Here is a 21,883-nt window from a genome sequence, read left to right on the forward strand (position 1 = left end):
GGTCGCCGGTATATTCAGTCAAGCGAAGTATAGAGCTTCCTGATCCGGCCATCGGCCACGATGCAGATGTCGACGCCGCTCACGACCGGCGCCGCTCCCTCGGGGCCGAACTGCCAGGCGAGCATCGTCAGGTCCTGCACGACGCGGACCTCGCCGACGGGCGCGAAGACGAAGCCGGGCGCCTTGTCGAGCAGGTCCTGCGCCTTGCGGTCGAGGTTGTCCCACCCGGTGACGACCCCGTCCGGGTCGGCGAAGGTCACGTCCTCGGCGTACGTCTCCCGAATGGCCTTGGCCCTTTTCTCCGGGTCACGCTGTCCGAAGACTTCCAGCAGGTTGCGGTAGGCAAGTTCGATCTTGAGGTCGGGCATGGCGGCAACAGTACGCCCGGGCGGCACAATGCCGTCATGGCATTCGATCGAGGTGTCGTGGTGCTGGTGTACGCGCTGGCCGGTGGTGCCGCGTGGGCCGTCGGTGGGCGTCCGGCGACGCTGACGGCGACGCTGCTGGCCGATCTCGCGGCCACCGTCGTCGTGTTCCTCGCGAGCCTGGTCGTGAACAACGCCAGCCTCTACGACCCGTACTGGAGTGTCGCCCCGCCCGTGATTGCCATCGCCTGGGCCTGGCCGCCGACCCCGCTGCACGTGGTCATCCTGGTGTGGGCGATCCGCCTCACCGCCAACTGGGCCTTCTCCTGGCGCGGCCTCGGCCACGAGGACTGGCGTTACGTCCAGATGCGTGAGCAACGCCCGCCATGGCTGCCATTCTGGGTGGTCAGCCTGGTCGGCATCCAGTTGGTGCCCACGCTCGTCGTCTTCGCCGGGATGCTGCCGGTCTGGGTCGCCCTGCGCGAGCCGTGGAGCGCCCTGGACACGGTGGCCGTCGTGGTCGGCCTGACCGCCGTCGTGATCGAGGCCGTCGCCGACCGGCAGGTGCGCCGCTTCACCGCCGATCCGGCCAACCGGGGCAAGGTGCTCGACCGCGGTCTGTGGCGCTGGTCGCGTCATCCCAACTATCTCGGCGAGATCCTGTTCTGGTTCGCCATGTGGCTGTCCGCGCCGACGCCGTGGTGGACGGCGGCCGGCCCCGTCGCCATGGTTCTGCTGTTCGTCGTCGTCAGCGTGCCTCTGATGGACCGCCGCTCCCTGCAGCGGCGCCCGGGGTACGCCGACTACATGCGGCGCACCCCGGCCCTGCTTCCTACCTTCCGGTCTCGGTCGGGTCCACCACCGGCTTCGCGTCGCTCGTGATGCCGACGCCGTGCAGCACCGGTGAGGCGCCCTGCCGGGTCAGCTCCACCCGATATTGCGCGTAACGCGATCCGCCCACGACCCGGTCTCCCTCGCCGACCGCCTTCCAGCCGGTCCAGCCACTGCCTCCAGGGCTCGAGGTGCTTCCCGTACGCACGTACAGCCGTACCGAAGCGCCGTCCGGCACCGACGCCTGGTACGACAGCCGGTCCCAGGTCACCATCTGCCTCGCGTCGAGCACCCGCGACACCATCGAGCCCTTCCGGGCATTTCCCTTCAGCCGTACGCCCTCGGCGGTGACCGTGGTGTCGCCGGCCTTCCCGGTCCGCAGCCCGGCCTCGGTCCAGTCGGCCACGCCGGCCGCGCTGGAGACGAAGGTGGCCGTCGGTGACACCGTCAAGTTCCCGGCCCGGTCGGCGCTGCGGATGCGGTACTGATAGGTGGTCAACGGTTTCAAGCCGGTCACCGTCGCGGTGTGCTCGCGGCCGGCCGGCCAGTCCTGGCCGTCCACCTCGAGCGTCGTCTCGGCCGGCTCGCTCGTGGTCCACGACACCGTCGCCGTGCCGTCCGGCCGGGGCTGAACCGCGATGTTCGAGATCGCTGGCGCGGTCCTGTCCGGCACCGTGGTCACCTGCCGCTGAGGCGCCGGCTCGATCTTCGCGGCGGTGGATCCGTAGGTGGCCACGTAGGCGCCCGGGGACGCGGCGTACATCCCGTACTCGATTCCCTTGATCGTGGTCCTGGTGACGGGAACCGGGGCGCCGGCCCTGGTCAGGGTGGTCAGCGATCGCCCGTCCGGTCCGAGCGTCGGCACCATGCCGGTCAGGCCGTTGGCGCCCGTCCCGACGTTGACCGTGAACGAGAGCTCGTTCCCGGACCAGGAGATCTGCGAGTACGACGACGCGTTGCGCCCGTCGAGCCAGGTGAGCAGCTGCTTGGCCGTGATGAGCGGCACGCCCCGTTCGCGGGCCGAGGCGAGCACCTGATCGCTGTCGTACGTGGTGGCGTTGTCGGTGTGCATGTTGGCCGTGAACGCCCCGTAGTAGCCCTCGGCCCCGAGCGCCCGGTCCAGCAGCGTGTCCACGGTGAACGGATAGCTCTGCCCGGACTCGTCGGTCATCTGGGTGGCCGCCTGGTAGACGTCGATGAGCCCGCCCGTCTTGGGGGAGAAGCGCATCGGCATGCCGGATCCGGTCATGAAGCCGGGCCGGTCGGCCACCCACGAGCCGGGCCAGTAGTAGTAGTTGGTGTCGAGCCGGATGCCGTTGGCCGCCTCGATCGTGGCCTGCGTCGACCAGTCCGACCAGACGATGCAGTGCGTGCGGTTGGTGACCGGCCCGCTCACGCCCGAGTAGCGGCCGCGCCACGAGCTCAGCTGGTTGGTGTAGAAGCCGCTCAGCGTGCTCGCGGTGTAGTCGCCGCAGTTGGTGCTGACGTGCAGGCCCACCTCGAAGCCCCGCGACTGGTACGTGCTCGCCTGGCCGCCGGTCAGGGGCGAGGCGGGATAGACGTACGACGTGAAGCGCGCGCACTGCCAGTCGTCGACCACGCAGTTGGCCGGGCTGTTGGCGGTGTACTGCTCGAAGCGGCCGGCCGTGCCGCCGACGCCGTGGTCGTCGCCGGTGGCCACCACGACCGCCTTGACGCCGCGCGGGAAGTACCAGAACTTGGGCAGCGGCTTGCGGTCGAGGTTCATCGTGCCGATCAGGTTGGCCAGCAGCCGCTGCTGCTCGTCGGCCTGCGGGATGGCCGCCTTGGACAGGTTGACCCAGTCGGTGGAGCTGCCGCCGAAGAACAGGTCGTCGGATCGGCGCGGCGAGGAGCCGTCACGCTCCTGCCCGTCCCAGGCCGGGTTGCCCTGGCGGGTGTAGACGAGCGACTGCGGCAGGTCGTAGGTGAAGGCCGCGGCCTGCCCGCCGTTGGCGCCGACGCTGGTCAGCGAGACGGCCGGGTTGGTGGTGGCCGTGGTCGCGTTCGAGTACAGGGTGGCCACCGCCTGGGCGCCGTTGAGCGCATAGCGGTCGGCCGTACCGTGGAACTGGATGGTCTGGTCGGTGATGCCGGGGCTGGTGGCCTTCAGATAGCCCTCGGCCAGCGTGCCCGTGGTCGAGGTGAGGCCGAGCAGCCCGGCCAGCTGCTTGTCGGGGCGCATGGCGATCAGGTTGCCGCCACCGTCGACCCAGGTGGTGAACATGGCGACCTGGGCCGCGGTGAGCGCGGTCGATCCGAGCAGCACCACGTCGTACTGGCTCAGCGTGGTCGCGGTGACCGTGGACAGGTCGGCCGTGGTGAACTGGTTGAGGCCCTCGGTGCGCAGCACCTCGGCCAGGAACGGCGTGAAGCCGCTGGGCGGGCGGACGAGCAGGATCGGGCCGCCGGGACCCTGGTCGGGTGGTGGCGGTGGGGCCGTCCCGGTGGTGAAGGTCCAGGTCACCGGGGTCATGACGTTGCCCGCGGCGTCGCGGGCGCCGCTCACCGCGACCGTGTACGTGGTCGAGTAGGCCAGCGTGGCCGACGGGGTGAACGTGGCCGTGGTGCTGCCGGCGTCGTAGGCGGTGGTGCCGGCGACCGCGCCCGCCGGCCCGGTCAGGGTCATGGCCACGGCCGAGACCGGCTCGTTGAAGGTGGCGCTGACCGCCGTGGTGGCGGCGACGCCCGAGGCGCCGGCCGCGGGGGAGCGGGCGGCCAGTCCGGGCGCCACGGTGTCGGTGGCCGCGGTGTTGTAGACGACGTCGACCCAGTAGTTGGTGTTCTGATAACTCGCGGTCGGGTAGGCGCTGGTGCCGTACCGGTAGACGCCGTTGTTCCCGGCGATCGTGCTCAGCGGGCCCCGGGTGACGGCCGAGGCGAGGCCGTTCGCCGTGGTCGAGTAGAAGCCCGTGTCGGTGTGGTACGACGCCACGTAGGTCGTGTTGGCGGTGACCGCGACCGGGTTGGGCAGCGTGGCCGTCTGCCAGCCGGTGGCCGTCTCGCCGGTGAAGGTGACCGTCGACAGGCGGGTGCCGGCGGTGCTCCAGAGCGAGCCGGTGTGCGTGCCGGTGTTCCCGGCGCCCTTGTAGAACTTCAGGCCGGTGATGAAGCCGGCCGCGTTGGCCCGGAAACGCACGCCCAGCTCGACCGCGCTGTTGTCCGCGGCCGCGGCGACGGCCGGGGTCGCGGTCGACGGCCAGATCGAGCACGGGCAGGCCGAGCCCGCGCTGCCGGTGGTGAACGACCAGCTCGTGGGTGACATCGTGTTGCCGGCGACGTCCCGGGCTCCGCTGACCGTGGCCGTGTAGGACGTGGACGCGGTCAGGGCGCTCGCCGGCACGAGGCTGACCGTGCGGGTCGTGGAGTCGTACGTCGTCGTGCCGTTGATCGTCGTCGTGCCGGTCCGCAGCGCGAGGGCCACCGTGCCGGCCTGGAGCGGCTCGTTGAGGGTGGCGCTGATCGTCGCCGTGGTGGCCACGCCGCTGTCGCCCGAGGCGGGGCTGGTGGCGGTGACCGTGGGCGGGGTCGTGTCGGCCGCGCTGGTCTCGAAGACGACGTCGACCCAGTAGTTGGCCGACTGATAGGTGTTGGTCGGGAAGCCGCCGCCGGTGCCGTACCGGTAGACGCCGTTGGCGCCGTCCTCGCCGTCGCGCAGCGCCCGCAGCGGGGAGTTGTCGACGCCGGCCGTCGCGAACGCGCCGTCGTCGCTGGCGTAGCGGCCGTTCGGGGCGTAGTACGACGCGACGTAGGTGGTGTTGGCGCTGATCGCGACCGGGGTGGCGAAGGCGGCGGTCTGCCAGCCGGACGCGGACTCGCCGGTGAAGGTGACGGTGCCCAGGTTGGTGCCGGTCGCGCTCCACAGATGCCCGATGTGGGTGCCGGTGTTGGCGCTGCCCTTGTAGAAGCGCACGCCGGTCACGAAGCCGTCGGCGTCCGAGCGGAACTTCACGCCGACCTCGACCGCGGCCGTGTCGGCCTCCGAGGGGTTGGCCGGGACGGCCGTGGTGGGCCAGATCGAGCAGGGGCACGTGGCGGCCTGGGCCGCCTGCGGCACGGCGAGCAGGGCGGCCACGAGGGCCAGGACCATCACCAGTTTTCTCAACGTCTACCCCTCTTTGAAAAGGACGTCGACCCAGTAGTTGGCCGACTGCCAGGTATTCGTGGGGAAGCCTCCGCCGGTGCCGTACCGGTAGACGCCGTTGGCGCCGTCGACGCCGTTGGCCAGGGCGTGCAGCGGGCCGTTGTCGGCGCCGTTGTTCGCGAAGAAGCCGGTGTCGGCGGCGTAGCGGCCCACCGGCGCGTAGTAGGAGACGACGTACGTGGTGTTCGGGGCGATGGTCACCGGCGACGAGAAGGTGGCGGTCTGCCAGCCGGTCGCCGACTCACCGGTGAAGGTGACGGTGGCCAGTTGGGTGCCGGTGTTCGACCACAGGCGGCCCAGGTGGGTGCCGCTGTTGCCGCTGCCCTTGTAGAAGCGGACCCCGGTGACCTGGCCGGCCACGTCGGAGCGGAAGCGCATGCCGAGCTCGACCGCGGCCGTCTCCGGATCGGCCGGGGTGCCGGGTACCGCCGTGGCCGGCCAGACCGAGTACGTGGTGGTCGTGGGGGCCGCGGTGGTGGTGAACGACCAGCTCACCGGGGCCATCGTGTTGCCCGCCGCATCCTTCGCGCCGCTGGCGTTTATCGTATATGTCGTATTTGCCGCGAGAGCGGCGCCTGGCGTGAAGATCGCGGTGTTCGTCGCCGCGTCGTAGGTGGTGGTTCCCGAGACCCCGGTGAGCGCCATGACCGCACCGGTGACCGGCTCGCTGAAGGTCGCCCGGACGGTGGCCGAGGTGGCCACGCCGGTCGCGCCGGCCGCCGGGCTCTGCGCGGTCACCGTCGGCGGGGTGGTGTCGGGTGCGGCGGTGCCCGGGGTGAAGGCCACGTCCACGTAGTAGTTCGCGCTGCGCCAGGCCAGCGTCGGGAAGCCGGTGCCGAAGCGGTAGACGCCGTTCACGCCGTCCGTGCCGTCGCGCAGGGCGTGCAGCGGCGCGTTGTCGTACGCCTGGTTCGCGAAGTAGTCGGTGTCGGCCGCGTAGCGGCCGTTGGGCGCGTAGTAGGAGACCACGTACGTCGTGTTCGGGCTCAGCGTCACCGGGGTCGACAGGTTGGCCTGCTGCCAACCGGACGCCGACTCGCCGGTGAAGGTGACCGACGCCAGCTGGGTGCCCGTGTTCGACCACAGGCGCCCGACGTGCGTGCCGGTGTTGGCGCTGCTCTTGTAGAACCGGATCGCGGTCACCTGGCCGGCCACGTCGGTGCGGAACCGGGTGCCGATCTCGGTGCCGGTGCTGTCCGGGTCGGCCGGCGTGGCCGGGGTGACGTTGGCGTTCCAGATGCTGCACGGGCAGGTCCGCGAGCCGACGGTGACGGCACGGGTCGCGTCGGCGCCGACGTTGCCGCTGTCGTCGGTGGCCCGCACCCGGATGGTGGCCGCCCCGGTGGTGCCCGGCCGCCACGTGTACGTCCAGGTGGCGCGCCCACTCGCCGGGTGCCAGGTCGTGCCGTTGTCGGTGGAGACCTCGACGCCGCCGACCACCCCGCCGCCGGTGTCGGTCGCGGTGCCCGAGATGACGGTCGGTGAACCGACGGGAACGGTCGCCCCGGCGGCCGGCGCGGTGACGACCGCTGCCGGCCCGGTGGTGTCGGTCGAGGCGGTGGCCGCGGTCAGTCCCGACTGCAGGGTGCCCGGCTGTACGCCCATGTCGGCCAGCAGGTTCACGGTGGCCTGCCGCATGGGCGTGCTCGCGGCACCGGAGCCGCGGTCGTGGTTGCTGTCGAGGCCCCACGACCACTGCACGGTGCCGGCGCCGAAGACCAGAGCGCCGCTGGGCGCGCGGTAGAGCGTCAGGTTGTGGGTGGCGCTGCCCGTGGCGTACGTCGAACCGTAGTCCTGCAACACATCGAGGCCGGACGCCGTGGTCGTGGACAGCTTGATCAGCCCGCGCGGCCGGAAGCCGTTGTCGGCGTCCTCGTCCCACTCGTAGCCGACGGTCCCGGTGCCCAGCGTGGCCGTGGCGCCGGCCGCCTGCGTGGCCACAGTCGTACCCCGCCACAGGCGCATCTTGCCGTCCGCGGCCGGCACCTGAAGGTTCACCGTGCCCGCGTTCACCTTGAAGACCGTGCCGGTCAGCGCGTTCTCGGGCCGGTTGCCGTCGGCCGGCGGGCTGAACCGGGGATCACGCCACGTGCCGGTCCAGGCCGGATCGGGGTCGATCTTCCCGTTCGCGTGGGTCTCCTTGTAGGTGACCATCGTCCGGTACGAGTTCTCCCAGCGCGTCTTCCAGAACACCTCGTTGCCGCTGAGGAACGCGAGATTGACCCCGGCGTCGCGGGCCGCCTCGACGTTGGCCCGCTGCTGCCCCGACCAGTACTCGTCGTGCCCGACCGACAGGAAGGCCCGGTGGTTGCGCAGCAGCGCGCCGTTGCGGTCGGCGTCGACGCCGGCGATGTAGCTGACGTCGTACCCGTTGGCCTCCAGCCATCGCACCATCGGATATTCGGCGTTGTAGACGTAGTCCTCGGCTCCGGTGCCACGGGTCGTGATGGGCCGGTTGTAACTCACCTTGTAGGCACGCCCCACCGGCGAGCCGACATAGAGGCTGTTACCCCCATATTGGTTGTACGCCTGCCAGGTCGAGTCCGAGGTCTGGAAGACGATCCCGGAATGGCTCGCGTCGTCGCGCACCACGAAGTGGATGTGGCTGGCCCCCGAGGTCCCGTCGGTGCGCACGAGCCGGGCGAAGTAGATGCCGGAGACGGCGGTGGTGGGCACGGGCCAGGAGGCCGAGACCGCCCAGTTGCCACAGTCGACCAGCCCCGTGGCGGCCTGGCTCATGCACCCGGGCTGGCTCTGCACCCCGACCGGATTGACCGAGGTGATGAGGCGCGCGCCGTTCCCGCCGTAGTACCCCATCCGGTAGATGTCGACCCGATAGGACGAGGCCGACGAGTCGATCTTGAACTGAACGGTCTCGCCCACGTTGACGCTGATCTGCGTCGGGAAGCCTTGCAGCGCCGAACTGCCGTACCCCGAGATGTCCCAGGTGCTCTTCGGCGTCCCCGGCTTGGTGTTCTCACAAGCGACCGGATTGACCAGCGGCGCACACGCGTCCGCGGCGGCCGGCTCGGCCCCGGCCACGGACAGCCCCGCCACGACGAGAGTGGTAACCAGCAGCGTCCTCAATGCCCGCACGCGAATCGCCTCCCAGCGCAGACGCAAAGCATGGGAATACGTCTACGCGCTTTTCTGTCGGCTGGGCGACAGCCCCGTCCGCCATGGGCGAAGTGCGAAACTAGTCGGCCCGGTCAGCCTTCCGGCCCGGCCCACCCGAATCCCAAGACCCGCCGATCAGACGATTCCCCGGCGCCATCGGCCGCCGTAAGTCCTTATCCCGCCCAATAGTTCAGCGTCTGCTGTATAGTCGTTCCGGTCGAGCTCGCCCGAGGGAGGGATGCCGTGAGTCGCGAGTGCTGTGGGCCGGACGAGCCCGAGGAGACCGTCGACGATTGTTGTGCCGCCCCGGGCGGGCACGCCCACGGCGAGCAGGAGGAGATGCCGGTCTGGTGGCGCGATCCCGCGCTACGGCTGCCGGCGGTCTCCGGCGTGCTGCTCGCGGTCGGCTACGGGCTGGAGTGGTCCGGGCTCGACGTCGCGGCGATCGTGGTGTTCGCCGGCGGGCTGGCCGCGGGGGCGTGGACGTTCGTGCCGGGCGCGCTGCGGCGGCTGCGTCGCGGGCGCACCGGGGTCGGTTTGCTGATGACGATCGCGGCCGTCGGGGCGGTGCTGCTCGGTCACGTCGGCGAGGCGGCCGCGCTGGCCTTCCTGTTCTCCATCGCCGAGGCGCTCGAGGACCGGGCGATGGACAAGGCCCGCCACGGTCTGCGCGCGCTGCTGTCACTGATGCCCGAGACGGCGCGGCTGTCGCGGCTGACCGGCGACGTGACAGTGCCCGCGGCCGAGGTGCGGGCGCACGACATCCTGGTCGTCGGGGCCGGGGAGCGCATCGCCACCGACGGTGTCGTCACCCGCGGACGGTCCAGCGTGGACACATCGGCGGTGACCGGCGAGTCGATCCCGGTAGAGGTCGGTCCAGGCGATCCGGTGCCGGCGGGCGCGGTCAACGGAGCGGGCCGGCTTCATCTGGAGGCGACGGCCGACGGGCGTGACAACTCGCTGACCACCATCGTCCGGCTGGTCGAGGAGGCGCACGCCCGCAAGGGCGAGCGGGCCCGCCTGGCCGACCGGATCGCCCGCCCGCTGGTGCCGGTGGTCCTGGTCGCGGCGGCGCTCGTGGCGGCCTACGGCTTCCTGGCCGGTGACCCGGGCACCTGGATCGAGCGGGCGCTGGTGGTGCTGGTGGCGGCGTCGCCGTGCGCGATGGCCATCGCCGTGCCGGTCACGGTCATCTCGGCCATCGGCGCGGCCAGCCGCCTCGGCGTGGTCATCAAGTCGGGCGACGCCTTCGAACGCCTGGGCACGATCCGCACGGTCGCCCTCGACAAGACCGGCACCCTGACCCGCAACCACCCCGAGGTGGTGTCGGTCGAGCCGGCCCCCGGCTTCACCCGCGACGAGATCCTCACTGTCGCCGCCGGCCTGGAATCAGCCAGCACCCACCCCTTGGCCGCAGCCATCATCGCCGCCGCCTCCTCGACACCTGCCCGCGCCGCTTCTGCTCGGGCCCTCGCCGCTCCGGCGCCGGTTGTGCCTGCTCGGGCCGCTTCCACCCCCGCGAGGCCTGCCCGCGATGCCGCAGGTGCCTGCGCGTCGGCTGGGCCTGTCGCGGCGTTGCCTGCTCATGGCGGGTCTGTTCCGGGGCGTTCTGTGGGCGGGGCCGCTCCGGTCGCCGATGTCGAGGAGCTCGCGGGGCTGGGCGTCACCGGTGTCTGGCTGGGGCGGCCGGTGCGGGCCGGCAGTCCGCGCTGGATCGACGCCGGGCCGCTGGCCGGGACGGTCGACACGATGGCCGATCAGGGCATGAGCGTCATCCTGGTCGAGATCGGAGGTGTGGTCGCGGGCGCGATCGGCGTGCGGGACGAGCTGCGACCGGAAGCGGCCGAGGCGGTGGCCGCGCTGCGCGCTCAGGGCATCGAGGTCATGATGCTGACCGGCGACAACACCCGTACGGCACACGCGCTGGCCCGGCAGGCCGGCATCACCGACGTACGGGCCGAGCAGCTCCCGCCGGACAAAGCCGCCGCCGTCGAGGCGGCCGACGCTCACGCTCCCACCGCGATGATCGGTGACGGCATCAACGATGCTCCGGCCCTGGCCGCGGCCAGCGTCGGCATCGCCATGGGCGCGACCGGGTCGGCCGCCGCTGTCGAGTCGGCCGGTGTCGCCTTCACCGGCACCGACCTGCGGCTGATCCCCGAGGCGCTGGCCCATGCGCGGCGGGGGCGGCGCATCATGACGGGCAACATCGGCCTGGCCCTGGCCATCATCGTCGTGCTCTTCCCGCTCGCCCTGTTCGGCGTGCTCGGCCTGGCCCAGGTCGTGCTCGTGCACGAGCTGGCCGAGGTGGTCGTCATCCTCAACGGCGTCCGGGCGGCCCGCCGGCCGGGCGGTGTACCTTCCAGGGCGTGGAGACGATGACGCACGGGCAGGTGCTGGCGCGTTTCGGGCACGCCCTGTCGGACTCGACGCGGGCCCGGCTGCTGCTGGCGCTCCGCGACGGCCCGGGCTATCCGGCCGAGCTGGCCGACCTGATCGGCACCACCCGGCAAAACCTGTCCAACCACCTGTCGTGCCTGCGCGGCTGCGGCCTCGTGGTGGCCGTCCCCGAGGGCCGGCGCACCCGCTACGAGCTGGCCGACCCCCGCCTGGCCCACGCCCTGAGCGACCTGCTCGGGCTGGTCCTGACGGTCGACCCGGCCGCCTGCCCCGATTCGGCCGAGCAGGGCTGCTGCTGACTCCAGCGCCGGCCGGCACCGCGTGATTCACCAGAGGACGGCTCGATGAAGAACGGTCAGCAGTACCAAGCTCGGCGGCAGACCCTTCAGTGACCGCCGCGTGCCCGGAGCATGCGGCGCACCTCGTCGGCGTATTCCAGGACCGTCTGGCGGACCACCGGGGCCACCTCGGCGGCGGCCTGCTCGGCCCGGGTGAGGAAGCCGGCGCTGGTGCCGAACCGGGGGAGCAGCCGTCCCGCGTAGACCATCGACGGGATCATGCCGCCCCGGGCGAAGGTCGGCAGCAAGGACAGGTAGCTGTCGCCGTAGGGGGACAGGAGCTCGTCCTGGCCGGGGCGCCAGAAAGCCGTCGTCACTATGCGCATGGCGCTGATCGGTACGGCTCGGTCGACCGCCAGCATCTGCCACATCGCGGACTTCTCGGCCTCGTCGGGGCGGGCCGCCCGCACGGCCAGGGCCCGGTGGGAGGCGTCCGGGTCGGGGTCGTTCTTCAGCAGTTCCTCGACCTCGGCCCTCGTGTCGCCGCCCAGCTCGGCCTTGCGGGTCAGCAGGCGCCACTGGAGGTCGGGGTCGGCGCCCGACTGCAGCATCGCCACGGCGTCGAGGTCGGGGGCCGAGCGGGCCAGGCCGCGCAGCGCCACCTGGCGGCGGGCCGGCTGCTCGGCCAGCCGGGCGCAGAGGGCGAAGAACTCGGCCATCAACGCGGGACGGTCGGTGTCGCCGGCCCACAGTTCGGCCGCGTCGCCGGCCAGGCGCAGGTACGGCTCGATGACCGTGTCGGCCGTCTCGACGGCCAAGACCGAGGCCACGCAGCGGACCGTCTCGGCCGGTGTCGCCTCGCCGTTGGTCAGCATGTCCCAGACGGTCGCCACCGCCACGCCCCGCGACACCGGAGTCGGCAGCGCTCCGGCCTCGTCGATCAGGGCCGGCCGGTCGGCCTCCGAGGGCCGGGTGGTGGCGAACGTCAGGTCGTCGTCGTTGACCAGGTAAAGATCGGCGCCCGCCGGCAGCTCCACCGGCGTGCTCGTGCCCAGCACGTCGACCCGGACCACAGCCTTTCGGGTCAAACCCTTCGGACCCCGGTCGTACGCCCCGACGGCCAGCACCTGGGGTCGCGGGGGACCGGCGGGGCCGCTCCCGGTCAGCGTCCGGCCGTCGAAGGTGAAACGGTCGGTGCCGGCCGTCTCGAGCCAGCCCGCCCGCCACGCGTCGAGGTCGCGGCCGGACGTCTCGGCCAGCGCGTCGGTCAGGTCCTGCAACGTCGTGCTGCCCCACGCGTGCCGGGCGAAGTACTTCTTCATTCCGGCGACGAACTGCTCTTCACCGACGTACGTCATCAGCTGGTGAAGAACCGCGGCGCCCTTGGGATAGGTGATCGCGTCGAAGATGGACGCCGCCTCGGCCACGTCACGCATCGGCTGGCGGATCGGGTGGGACATCGGGCCCTGGTCGGCCAGATAGGCGACGAGTTTGTCGCTGGCCAGCATGCCCACCCGGGCGTCGGTGTGGCGGGTGGCCCGCTCGGCCGCCCAGTAGCAGGCGAACTCGGCGAACGCCTCGTTCAGCCACAGGTCGTCCCACCAGCGCATGGTCACGATGTTGCCGAACCACATGTGCGACAGCTCGTGCAGCAGCACGACGGCCAGCAGCTCCTGCTCGGCCGGGGTCGGCTCGGAGCGCCGCAGGAACGTGTCCTCCCAGGTGACGCAGCCCCAGTTCTCCATGGCGCCACCGAAGTCGGGCATGAACACCTGGTCGTACTTGCGCTGGGGGAACGGCATGCCGAAGACGTCGGCGAAGAAGGCCAGGCCCTGCTCGGTGACGGTGAAGATCTGGTCGGCGTCGCGGTCGAGCATGGGCGCCAGCGAGCGACGGCAGAACAGGCCGAGATCGTGGCCGCCGGCCACACGCCGGATCTCGTGCAGGGGCCCGGCGTTGACGACCGTGTTGTAGGTGGCCAGTGTCGGAGTGTCGGGGAAGGCCCACCGGCGTACACCCGCAAGCTCCTCGATCTCGGGGTCGCCCGAGTTGGAGGTCACCGTCCACTGATCGGGAGCGGTCACCGTGAAGGCGTGCGGCGCCTTGAGATCGGGCTGGTCGAAGCAGGCGAACAGATAGCGGGCCTCGTCCGGCGCGTACGAGGTCCAGACGTAGACCTCGCCGTCGGCCGGATCGACCGACTTGTGCAGGCCCGGCCCGTCGGACGTGTCGGTCTGCCGGGTCTCGACGCGCAGCGTGTTGTGCTGGGCCAGATCGGACAACGTGATCCGGCCACCCTCCGCCTCGGGAAGCGGCGAGCCGTTGAGGGTGGCCGAGACGACCGGCGCCACACAGTCGGCGAAGGTGGACGCGCCGGGCTCGCGGCAGGTGAAGGTCACTGTCGACACGCAGGTCACGGCCGGCCCGGTGGGCAGCTCGGTGAAGTCGAACGCGATGTCGTAGCGGTCCACGGCGATCAGCGCGGCCCGCTGCTCCGCCTCGGCCTGGGTGAGACTCCGGGGGCTCATCCGCCCGATAGTAGGACCTCAGGCGCAGGCGGCGCTGCCCAGTTTCACCGCGCTCGGCGACGTGGCGGCTCCGTTGGCGACGAAACCGATGGTCACGGAGGCCCCGGGTGCCAGTGACGGGCTGCTGCCGGGGGCGGACGCCGTCACGGTGGTGCCGGACTGGGTGACGGTGGCGTTCCAGCCGCTGCCCAGGGTCACGCCGGACGGCCAGGTCCAGGTCACCGCCCACGGGTTGACGGCCGAGCCGCCGGTGTTCTTGATCGTCAGGGAACCCTGGAAGCCGGACGGCCAGGCGTTGTCCTGCTTGTAGGTGACCGTGCAGGCCCCGGCGGCCGGCGGCGGTGTCGTCGGCCCGCCGCTGCCGACCGGGGCGATGAGATACGGCTGGATGTTCGCCTGCTTGGCCGTGTTGACGGTGGTCCAGTCGTCGTTGGCGATGCCGCCGGTGTCACCCGAGTTCGGGTTCCACGACCAGTAGGTGAACGACATGCCGTCGGCGCCGGTGCCGGTGTAGGCGAGAAGCCGCTGCAACCACACCTTGTCGATGTCGCTCTGCAAGGTGCTGCCGAACTCGCCGATCATGATGGGGGCGATGTTCTGCTTGTACAGATAGCCCCAGTACTTGTCCCAGATCGCCGGCATGTTGGCCGGGTAGCTCGGATCGTCGAACCATTTCTGGTGGAAAACGGATGTCGCGTATTCGTGCGGCGAGTAGACCAGGCGGTTGGCGACGTCGAGGCGTACCGGGAATTGCCCGGCCTTGGAGAGATTGCCACCCCACCAGCCGCAGTCCTCGTCATTGCTGGGGTCGTTGTCCCAGACGTTCGAAAGGCCACCGCTCGGGCAACTCACACCCTCGACAAAGATGAGCCAATTCGGTTGTACGGCAAGAATGGCGTTGCCCGCGCGTTCCGCAGCGAGTCGCCAGTCGCGGGCCGGATCGCCACAACCCCAGCAGGCGCCGGTGGCGGCCGGGTTGGTGCCCTCGGCGTGCGGCTCGTTGTGCAGGTCGGCGCCGATGACGGTGGTGTTGCCGGCGTACCGGCGGGCCAGCGCCTGCCAGTTGGCGATCCACGTCGACTCGGGAACGGCCGAGGTGTACCAGAGGGCGGTCTGCCCGGCGGCGGTCGGCCGGTGCCGGTCCAGGATGATCCGCATGCCCTTGCCGCCGGCGTAGTCGACGACCTTGTCGAGGATCTGGAGTGGGGAGAGGCCGACCAGGTCGGGGTTGACGTAGTCGTTGACGCCGGTGGCGGTGGCGCCGGCTTTGAGGGCGTCGTCGGAGAACGGCACCCGCAAAGTGTTGTAGCCGAGGCGGGCCATGGTGTCGATCTGGGAGCGCCACGGGTTGCTCGACCACAGACCGTGGAAGGTCTTGTTGTCGGTCTCCATGCCGAACCAGTTGATGCCGGTCAGCCGGACCGTGGCGCCCGTGCTGTCCACGATCTTGTTGCCGCTGGTGTGCAGGTAGCCGGTGCCGGTGGCCTCGGCATTTGGTGCGGCGCTCAGCCCGGCGACGGTGGCCTCGGCATTTGGTGCGGCGCTCAGCCCGGCGACGGTGGCCTCGGCATTTGGTGCGGCGCTCAGACCGGCGGCGACGGTGGCCGCTGCCAAAACTGCGGCGATTTTCCACTTCGATGCGAACACCGGGCACCCCACTTCATCCAGTGATGAGCATCGTTACATGGGAGCGCTCCCATCCGCAATGGCGCCGCGAATCAGGTTCAGCGTGGCCTCCTGGGTCGCGGTGGCGCGCAATGTCAGCCCGTCCACATCGGCGGCGGTGCGGGCGACGGCGGCCAGGGCGCGGACGTCCAGGAAGGTCATGGCCGTGATGTCGAGGGTGGCGCCGGGGCGGAGGCGGCCGAGCAGGGCGGCGAAGGCGGTCGCGTTGCCCACGTCGGTCTCGCCGGACAGGACCAGCACCCGGTCGCCGTCGAACGACCGGTGCCGCAGCGGTGAGCTGATCGCGAGGTTGGCCGGATGGGCCCGGCAGGCGGCGGCGACATGCGGACGGGCGAAGACGCGTGTGTCGTACTGGCAGACGGCGGTCAGCTCGCCCCCGCTGAACAAGCGCGAGGAGGCGGCCTCGAATTCGGCCAGGGCGCCGGGGTCGGCCGAGGCGGCCCAGCTCATGTCGACGCTGACCCACAGCCCGGCGAAGCCGTCGACCTTCGACGAGTCACGCCCGGCCCGCCCGCCGCTGGCTCATGTTTCGGGCCGCCCGCCGATGAGGCGGATGGTGAAACCGTCGGGGCCGTGGCCGAGGGTGACGAGGCCGCAGGACTGGAAGGCCAACCACAGGCCGAGGCCACCGCGGGCGGCCGCGGCGGAGGTGGGGAAGAGGCCGACGAAGGGTTCGCGGGGTCCCTCACCAGTGTCGGTGACGGCGACGACGATCCGCTCGGGCGAGCTCCACAGTCGCACGGTCACCGGCGGTGTTCCGTGCAGGATCGCGTTGGACACGGCCTCCGACGCGCCGAGCACAAGCCCGCGGATGTCGTTCTCCCCCAGCGACGTGGACCGGCCGGCCCGGGTGATCGCGGTGCGCACCTGAGCGGGAAACGGATCGTGGAACGTCGCCAGCGGAGCACCGTCCTCGAGCGGATCACGCCAGCCGGGCCGGGGCCCGGCCAGAAACGTTTCAGGGACGACGAACCCGGGATTGGCGGCGTGCGCGGCACCGTCGGCGATGAAAGGGTGCGTGCTCCGCACGTCGGCCATCACGTCGGCCGGGAGGATGCGGGTGTCGTACGGGCACAGGCCCCAGACGGGGAAGTTTTCGAAGGCCCGGTTGATGGCCGCCTCGTAGCGTGCCCACCAGTCCCACGGCGCTCCGGTGCCCGGGTGTGGCACCTCACCGGTGAGGCGTACCTGGGCGGGGCCGGTGGCGCCGTACTCCCGAAGCATCCGCCGATAGCGGTCGATGGCCGAGGCCGGCCGGGCGTATTGCAGGCCGGCGTCGATGTATTTGATCCCGTCGCCGGTGCCGAGAACGTCGGTGACCAGCGCCTGGTGGTGGCGGGTGAATGCGGCGACGACAGGCTCCCCGGCTTCGAGCCCGCCGGTGAGGAACGGGACGACGACGTCCAGGAAGGCCTGATCGGAGTCGTAGAAGGCAGCTTCGTGAAAACAGCCTTGGTGCCCTGCGGCTGCGCCGGATCTCATGGTGTTTCGTCCGATGGTCGTGCCGCCCTCTCGGCGACGTCCATGCGGCCACGCTGCCCGATGCGGAGCGGCCGCGCAACGGGGTCACACGAACGGCATCATCCGAACGGCCGAGTGCCGGTGCCACGAGGCACCGTAGGCTCCGGACGGCCAAGACGCGAGAGGATCTCATGGTTCGCAGAGCCCCCGACACCGCCTGGCCGGTGATCCTGCTGGTGGCCGCCATCATGCTGAGCTTCGCCGCCGCGATCTACGCGGGTTTCCAGCTGGGCCACGACGAGGACCGCCGACCAGCCAACGCCGGCCCCACACCGCCCGCCATCAACCGCCCCGCCGACCCGGCAATCCCGGTCTCCGTGGCCCCCGCCCCGCCTCTTTCGCGCCGCCTTCTTCTGTGCCGCCGTCTTCCGCGCCGCCTTCTTCCGCGCTTCCGTCCTCCGCCGCGTCTTTCCCGCCGCCTTCTTCCCCGTCACCCGCGCGGCGGACCACGGCCCCAGCCTGGACCGAGCGGACCATCGCAAGCACCAGCGTCCTCACCACAGGCCAGAGTTGGTCCACCAACCGCTTGACGCTCACCGTGACCACCAGCGGCGATCTGGTGCTCCGCGACCAGGGCCGAACCGTCTGGCACACCGCCACGACCACCGGCACCAAACTGGTCATGCAGAACGACGGCCACTTGGTCCTTTACGACGCCACCAACGGCACCGCGTGGAGCAGCGGAACAGCCGGCAACCCAGGAGCAGTCCTGCGCCTGAAGGCGGACGGCACCATGGCCATCACCTTGAACGGCCGCACCCTTTCCCAGACACCCGCGGCAGATCCACGCTCACCGGCGTAACCCTCCCGGTCCCACATTCAGCGCAGCGGTATGCGCCAGCGGCAGATCCTTGCGTGACCCTCCCAGTCCTCACCCGGCGCATAGGGCTCGCGCTGGCGAGCGTGGCCGGTTCGGTCCTCGGCTCGTCGCAGTTCGCTCTGTGGCAGCGGGCTCGCGCCGGGACGCGACCGGGCCGGCCTCGAGCGCGGCGCTGGAGTCCGTGGCCGATCTAGGCTTCGGGCATGACATCGTTTGCTGCCCGCACCATCGCGGCCCTCCGTTCCGAGCACGACGACCTCGAGGCGGCCGTCTCCGCTTTCTCGCCCGCGCAAATCGAGGGCCCGTCGGGCGCCTCGGACTGGACCGTCGCGCAGGTGCTGTCGCACCTGGGCAGCGGCGCCGAGATCAACCTGGCCGTCCTGCGCGGCGGCACCGGCGAGGGCGAGGTCCCCGGCCCCGGCTTCAACGAGAGCGTGTGGGACCGCTGGAACGCCTTGACCCCGGAGGCGCAGGCCACCGGCTCGATCGAGTCGAACGCCAAGCTCGTGGCCGCCTTCGAGGCACTGACCCCCGAACAGCACGACCAGCTCGCGATCAACCCCGGCTTCCTCCCGCAGCCCATCCCGCTGGCGTCGTTCGCCGGCATGCGCCTGAGCGAGGTGGTCCACCACGGCTGGGACGTCCGCGTAGCCGCCGACCCCGCAGCAGCCCTCGCCCCCGTCCCAGCCGAACTGCTGGCCGAGCACCTGGCCGGCGGCTTGAGCTTCTTCCTGGGTTTCATCGCCAAGACCGACGAGGTACGGGAGCCCGCCGTAGTAGCGATCGGCGAAACCCCGTACCGCATCGTCCTCAACGAAGGCGCCCACTTCACCACGGACGCAGGCAACACCACGGCAACCTTCGCGGGCCCGCTCGAGGCAGCGCTGCGCCTGCTCGCCGGCCGCCTCACCCCGCGACACACCCCCGCCGACGTCAAGGTCACAGGCAACGTAACCCTCGACAACCTGCGCACCATTTTCCCCGGCTTCTGATCCCTCCTCGATAGTCGCCCGTGGACGCCGCCGCCCAAGCCGCCGCGGTGGCTCAGGAGACCCGGAAGGTGGCGTCCTCCCTGTCGGTCGCGCTCGAACTTGAGCTGAGCGGGTCGATGCGGAGCAGGTAGTTGGCGTGGCGCAGGTAGCGGTCCGGGAAGTTGTAGGACCGGAACGACGACCATCCCGAGTTGCCGAGGCCCGCGACCCGGGTGAACGTGGCATCCGCGCGGAACGTCGCCGTGCCGTCGTTGGCGTCGAGCCGTACCGCGTAGTTGCTGTGCCGCAGGTAGCGGCCCGGATAGTTGACCGACTCGAAGGACACGCCGGCGCTGTCGGCCAGCCCGGCGACCATCCGCCACAGCTGATCCTGATGGGGGTCGAACGGATAGGCGTCGATCCGCCCGATGTTGTCGGCGTGCCGGACGTACCGGTCAGGGAAGTTGTACGACTTCAGCCTGACCCAGCTGGGCAATCCCCAGCGAGCGACCAGTCCGTCGTACTCGGCGCCAGTGATTCCCACGATGGAGCCGTGTTTGGCGTTGAGCGGTGGCGTGAAGTCGCGCTGGTTCAACGCCGTCCACGAGTTCGCTCCGACGTTGGAGGTCGTCCACGCGTAGAAGTCGTTGTTGACCGGGCTGAACGAGTCGCCCCACAGCCGCCAGTCGCTGCCGCTGTTGTTCTTGATCAGCAGCGGCGCCTCCATCTGGCTGCCCTGCCGCAGCCCGCTCGTGTAGGTGGTGTAGCTGTTGGCCGCGCCGGTGGACGACCGGGCGCCGTAGATCAGGCCGTTCGAGAGGTTCTTGTAGTACAGGTAGAACGTCGAGCCGTCGACCACGACGTCGCCGTCGAGCACCGGGAATCCGGGGCTGAAGTAGACCTCGTTGGCGCTGACGGTCCGGAAGTCCGACGTGTAATTGACCATGAAGACGTCGGTGCCGTTGTTCGCCGAGTAGACGATCGCATACTGGTTGCGGGAAGCCACCCAGAACGCCGTCGGCGCCCACGTGTGCGTAGCCAGCCCGTGCATCCGGACCCGGCGATATTCGGTGAAGCTGCGAAGGTCGGCCGAATCCCAGACGTGCAGATACTGGTTGTTCTGGCCGAAGTCGGTGCCGTTGAGGTCGGTGGCCAACACGACGAACGTGCCGTCCTGCTTACGCAGGATGAACGGGTCGCGCAGCCCGAGCGTCCCTGCGGTCGGGGTCACCACCGGGTTGTTCTGGTTCAGCGGCCGCCAGTTCAGCCCGTCGGTGCTGACCGCCAGGTGCAGTCCGTAGTTGGCGCCGCTCATGTTGGGTGTCTCGGTGAAGTACGCGAACACGTACGCCGTGTTGGCGGCCAGCGCCGCCGTCGGCGCACCGAGCACCGCGGCGCCGCTGGTGGCGGCGGTCAGCGCACTCATGGCCGCCAGCCGGGTGAAGTCTCTGCGGGTCAGGCTCACGGGGGATTCGCCTTTCTCAGAGGGGGCAGAAGTGAACGTTCACTTTCAAGGATCCGATGTAGGGGCGTGTAGCTGAACTGGAAGATCAAGGCCAACGCATAGACGTATGTAAGATCTACATGGCGGTGGCGTATCGATGATGTTAACGATCACAGACCTCCTGTCAATTGTTGCCTTGTGCCGTTCAGCGGAAGCGTTGCCGTACGCTCACGGCGGTAAGCGCCGAGACCAGCAGGAGCGTCGCCCCGGTGACAACCGCGACCGGTGAAGGCCCACCGGCCAGGATCCCCATGTAGTCGAGGCCCGCGACATCGTTGATCACCAAGTACCAGAGCAGCGGGTAGACGGCCTGGAAGAAGCGCTGCGTCCCGGCGATGACACCCAAAGCCAGCGCCAGTGCCGGAACGAAGACCGCTCCAGCGAGCCACTCGGCCAGGCGGCCGTCCACCGCCATGACCAGGCCCGGTCCGAGCCCCACCACAGCCGTCAACGCGACGCCGCTGAGCCACTGCGCCAGGACGCGCACTACCGGCCCTGGGCAGGCTCCGAGCAACGCCTCGGCGCCCTGCTCTCGGGCTTGACAGCCGAGACGCGACCAGATCAACACCGGCCAGATCCACGCCGCCGCGAGCAGCCCCGAAGCACCGGAAGGCACGGCAAGACCCGCGACCACGAGCGCCGCCGCCCCGAGCCACCACCATCGCGAGACACCGCCGGCGAGAATGCGCATCTCACCAATCACCACCCGGCCGAAACCCCATCCGGGCCATGGCCGACGGCCGTCCGCCTCGCGCGGACGCGCCAGCCGCATGGTTCGAAGTGTGGGCGCCGGCGCTGTTTCGGCGATCTCGACCGCCGTTGCCGGCTCGCTGAGAACGGCGCCTCGTCGAGCACTTCCCTGTCCGTCAAAGCGGTCGAACCAGAACGTCGGCAGTAGCGCTACGGCAGCGGCCAATGCCATCAGCAACAGGCGCTGGGCGGCGAAGGCCGACGAGAAATCGACACCGGACCAGGGGACAGGCTGTGGCGGAACGTCCATGTACATCAAGCCGAGCGCCAAGTCGGTGACCTTGAAGCCTTGAGCCGCCAGGTCGTCGCGCAAGGACTCGGCGAAGGCGCTGACGCCCAGACCGCCCAAAAGAGCGTTCGCCGACTGCCCGGCGATCAGGGCGATCAGAGAGACGAAGAGCCAGATGATGTTGCCAAGGCCGCCACGCAGCACGGGCGTGGTCTCGAAGACGACGGCCGCGGCCGCGGACACCGCGAGCACGGGAAGGGTGAAGAGCGCGAACGGTGTCAGCAGCGCGATAACGTCGACGGAGCGGGACTCGCCACGAGCCAGCTGCATAGCCACCGCCGCCACGGCCAGCGCCGCAGACATCGAGGCGAGAACCAGGAGATTGCTGAGGAACTTGCCGGCCAAATAGTCACCGGTGCGCATCGGCGTGGCGGCCAACAGCTCGCCCACCCCGGTCTGCCGGTCGCGTGCGATGGCCGTACGTATGACGAAGAAGCCTCCGGTGGAGATCCACAGCGCGCCCGCGAGCGCCGTGACCGTGCCGACGTAGGCGCTGTCGTAGATGCCGCGGTAGGCGCCCGCGTTGACGATCGTCCAGTGGTCGCCGATGGCCGGCACCGCAAGATAACCAAGCCCGACGGCCGAGAGAAGGACGACGGCATAAGCCGGGCGGCGCACCCGCTCGCGGAAGTCGGCGACGGCCAGCGCAGCCCACATCCCC

14 protein-coding genes are annotated in these 21,883 nt (G+C 70.5%); 5 read left to right on the plus strand and 9 right to left on the minus strand.

Features of this window, described 5'->3' with window-relative positions; all coding sequences use genetic code 11:
* Nucleotides 1–14: 14 nt before the first annotated feature.
* Nucleotides 15–368: a nuclear transport factor 2 family protein gene (locus ACQP2X_RS14375; RefSeq protein ID WP_498697147.1), complete on the minus strand. Its 354-nt coding sequence runs from the start codon at nucleotides 366–368 to the stop codon at nucleotides 15–17.
* 36 nt (nucleotides 369–404) lie between these two features.
* Here ACQP2X_RS14375 and ACQP2X_RS14380 point away from each other — a divergent pair, with 36 nt between their 5' ends.
* Nucleotides 405–1,247 (plus strand): DUF1295 domain-containing protein, encoded by an 843-nt coding sequence (locus tag ACQP2X_RS14380; RefSeq protein ID WP_498697150.1) that lies wholly within the window; start codon nucleotides 405–407, stop codon nucleotides 1,245–1,247.
* Here the strand turns inward: ACQP2X_RS14380 and ACQP2X_RS14385 are convergent.
* Both ACQP2X_RS14385 and ACQP2X_RS14390 read right to left on the minus strand, forming a co-directional pair.
* Entirely contained in the window at nucleotides 1,198–5,319 is a 4,122-nt protein-coding gene (locus tag ACQP2X_RS14385) for a DUF4082 domain-containing protein (protein WP_498697152.1), read from the minus strand. The genes ACQP2X_RS14380 and ACQP2X_RS14385 overlap by 50 nt on opposite strands.
* A 3-nt stretch (nucleotides 5,320–5,322) precedes the next feature.
* Nucleotides 5,323–8,415: a N,N-dimethylformamidase beta subunit family domain-containing protein gene (locus ACQP2X_RS14390; protein WP_498697154.1), complete on the minus strand. Its 3,093-nt coding sequence runs from the start codon at nucleotides 8,413–8,415 to the stop codon at nucleotides 5,323–5,325.
* A 303-nt stretch (nucleotides 8,416–8,718) separates the two neighbouring features.
* On the opposite strand from ACQP2X_RS14390, the gene ACQP2X_RS14395 reads away from it, so the two are divergent.
* Nucleotides 8,719–10,857, plus strand: coding sequence for a heavy metal translocating P-type ATPase (locus ACQP2X_RS14395; protein ID WP_498697156.1), 2,139 nt, complete (start codon nucleotides 8,719–8,721; stop codon nucleotides 10,855–10,857).
* On the plus strand, nucleotides 10,854–11,174 hold the full coding sequence (locus ACQP2X_RS14400; RefSeq protein WP_498700941.1) for an ArsR/SmtB family transcription factor: 321 nt from the start codon (nucleotides 10,854–10,856) through the stop codon (nucleotides 11,172–11,174). Before ACQP2X_RS14395 ends, ACQP2X_RS14400 begins: the two co-directional genes overlap by 4 nt.
* 86 nt (nucleotides 11,175–11,260) lie before the next feature.
* Here ACQP2X_RS14400 and pepN read toward each other — a convergent pair whose 3' ends face one another.
* The 4 genes from pepN to ACQP2X_RS14420 all read right to left on the minus strand — a co-directional run bounded on the left by pepN (nucleotide 11,261) and on the right by ACQP2X_RS14420 (nucleotide 16,849).
* The gene (gene pepN, locus ACQP2X_RS14405; protein ID WP_498697158.1) at nucleotides 11,261–13,681 is read right to left on the minus strand and encodes an aminopeptidase N; all 2,421 of its coding nucleotides are present in this window, start codon (nucleotides 13,679–13,681) and stop codon (nucleotides 11,261–11,263) included.
* 18 nt (nucleotides 13,682–13,699) lie between these two features.
* Nucleotides 13,700–15,295, minus strand: a complete 1,596-nt coding sequence (locus tag ACQP2X_RS14410) for a cellulase family glycosylhydrolase (RefSeq protein ID WP_498697160.1) — start codon at nucleotides 15,293–15,295, stop codon at nucleotides 13,700–13,702.
* 66 nt (nucleotides 15,296–15,361) lie between these two features.
* Entirely contained in the window at nucleotides 15,362–15,817 is a 456-nt protein-coding gene (locus tag ACQP2X_RS14415; RefSeq protein WP_498697161.1) for an MEDS domain-containing protein, read from the minus strand.
* A 72-nt stretch (nucleotides 15,818–15,889) separates the two neighbouring features.
* On the minus strand, nucleotides 15,890–16,849 hold the full coding sequence (locus ACQP2X_RS14420) for an anti-sigma factor RsbA family regulatory protein (protein WP_498697163.1): 960 nt from the start codon (nucleotides 16,847–16,849) through the stop codon (nucleotides 15,890–15,892).
* Nucleotides 16,850–17,414: 565 nt separating this feature from the next.
* Between ACQP2X_RS14420 and ACQP2X_RS14425 the strand changes: the two genes are divergently transcribed.
* Complete coding sequence (locus tag ACQP2X_RS14425; protein ID WP_498697165.1) at nucleotides 17,415–17,690, plus strand: hypothetical protein; 276 nt, start codon at nucleotides 17,415–17,417, stop codon at nucleotides 17,688–17,690.
* Between the two features lie 221 nt (nucleotides 17,691–17,911).
* Nucleotides 17,912–18,700, plus strand: a complete 789-nt coding sequence (locus ACQP2X_RS14430; protein ID WP_498697166.1) for a maleylpyruvate isomerase N-terminal domain-containing protein — start codon at nucleotides 17,912–17,914, stop codon at nucleotides 18,698–18,700.
* 52 nt (nucleotides 18,701–18,752) lie between these two features.
* On the opposite strand, the gene ACQP2X_RS14435 is transcribed toward ACQP2X_RS14430, so the two are convergent.
* Together ACQP2X_RS14435 and ACQP2X_RS14440 are read right to left on the minus strand one after the other, a co-directional pair.
* On the minus strand, nucleotides 18,753–20,144 hold the full coding sequence (locus ACQP2X_RS14435; protein WP_498697168.1) for a glycoside hydrolase family 43 protein: 1,392 nt from the start codon (nucleotides 20,142–20,144) through the stop codon (nucleotides 18,753–18,755).
* 184 nt (nucleotides 20,145–20,328) lie between these two features.
* Nucleotides 20,329–21,879 carry a hypothetical protein gene (locus tag ACQP2X_RS14440; protein WP_498697170.1) on the minus strand — a complete coding sequence of 517 codons (1,551 nt, stop codon included), beginning with the start codon at nucleotides 21,877–21,879 and terminating at the stop codon, nucleotides 20,329–20,331.
* Between the last annotated feature and the right edge of the window lie 4 nt (nucleotides 21,880–21,883).

The sequence above is a fragment of the Actinoplanes sp. CA-131856 genome (assembly GCF_050956135.1).
Taxonomy (GTDB): domain Bacteria; phylum Actinomycetota; class Actinomycetes; order Mycobacteriales; family Micromonosporaceae; genus Actinoplanes.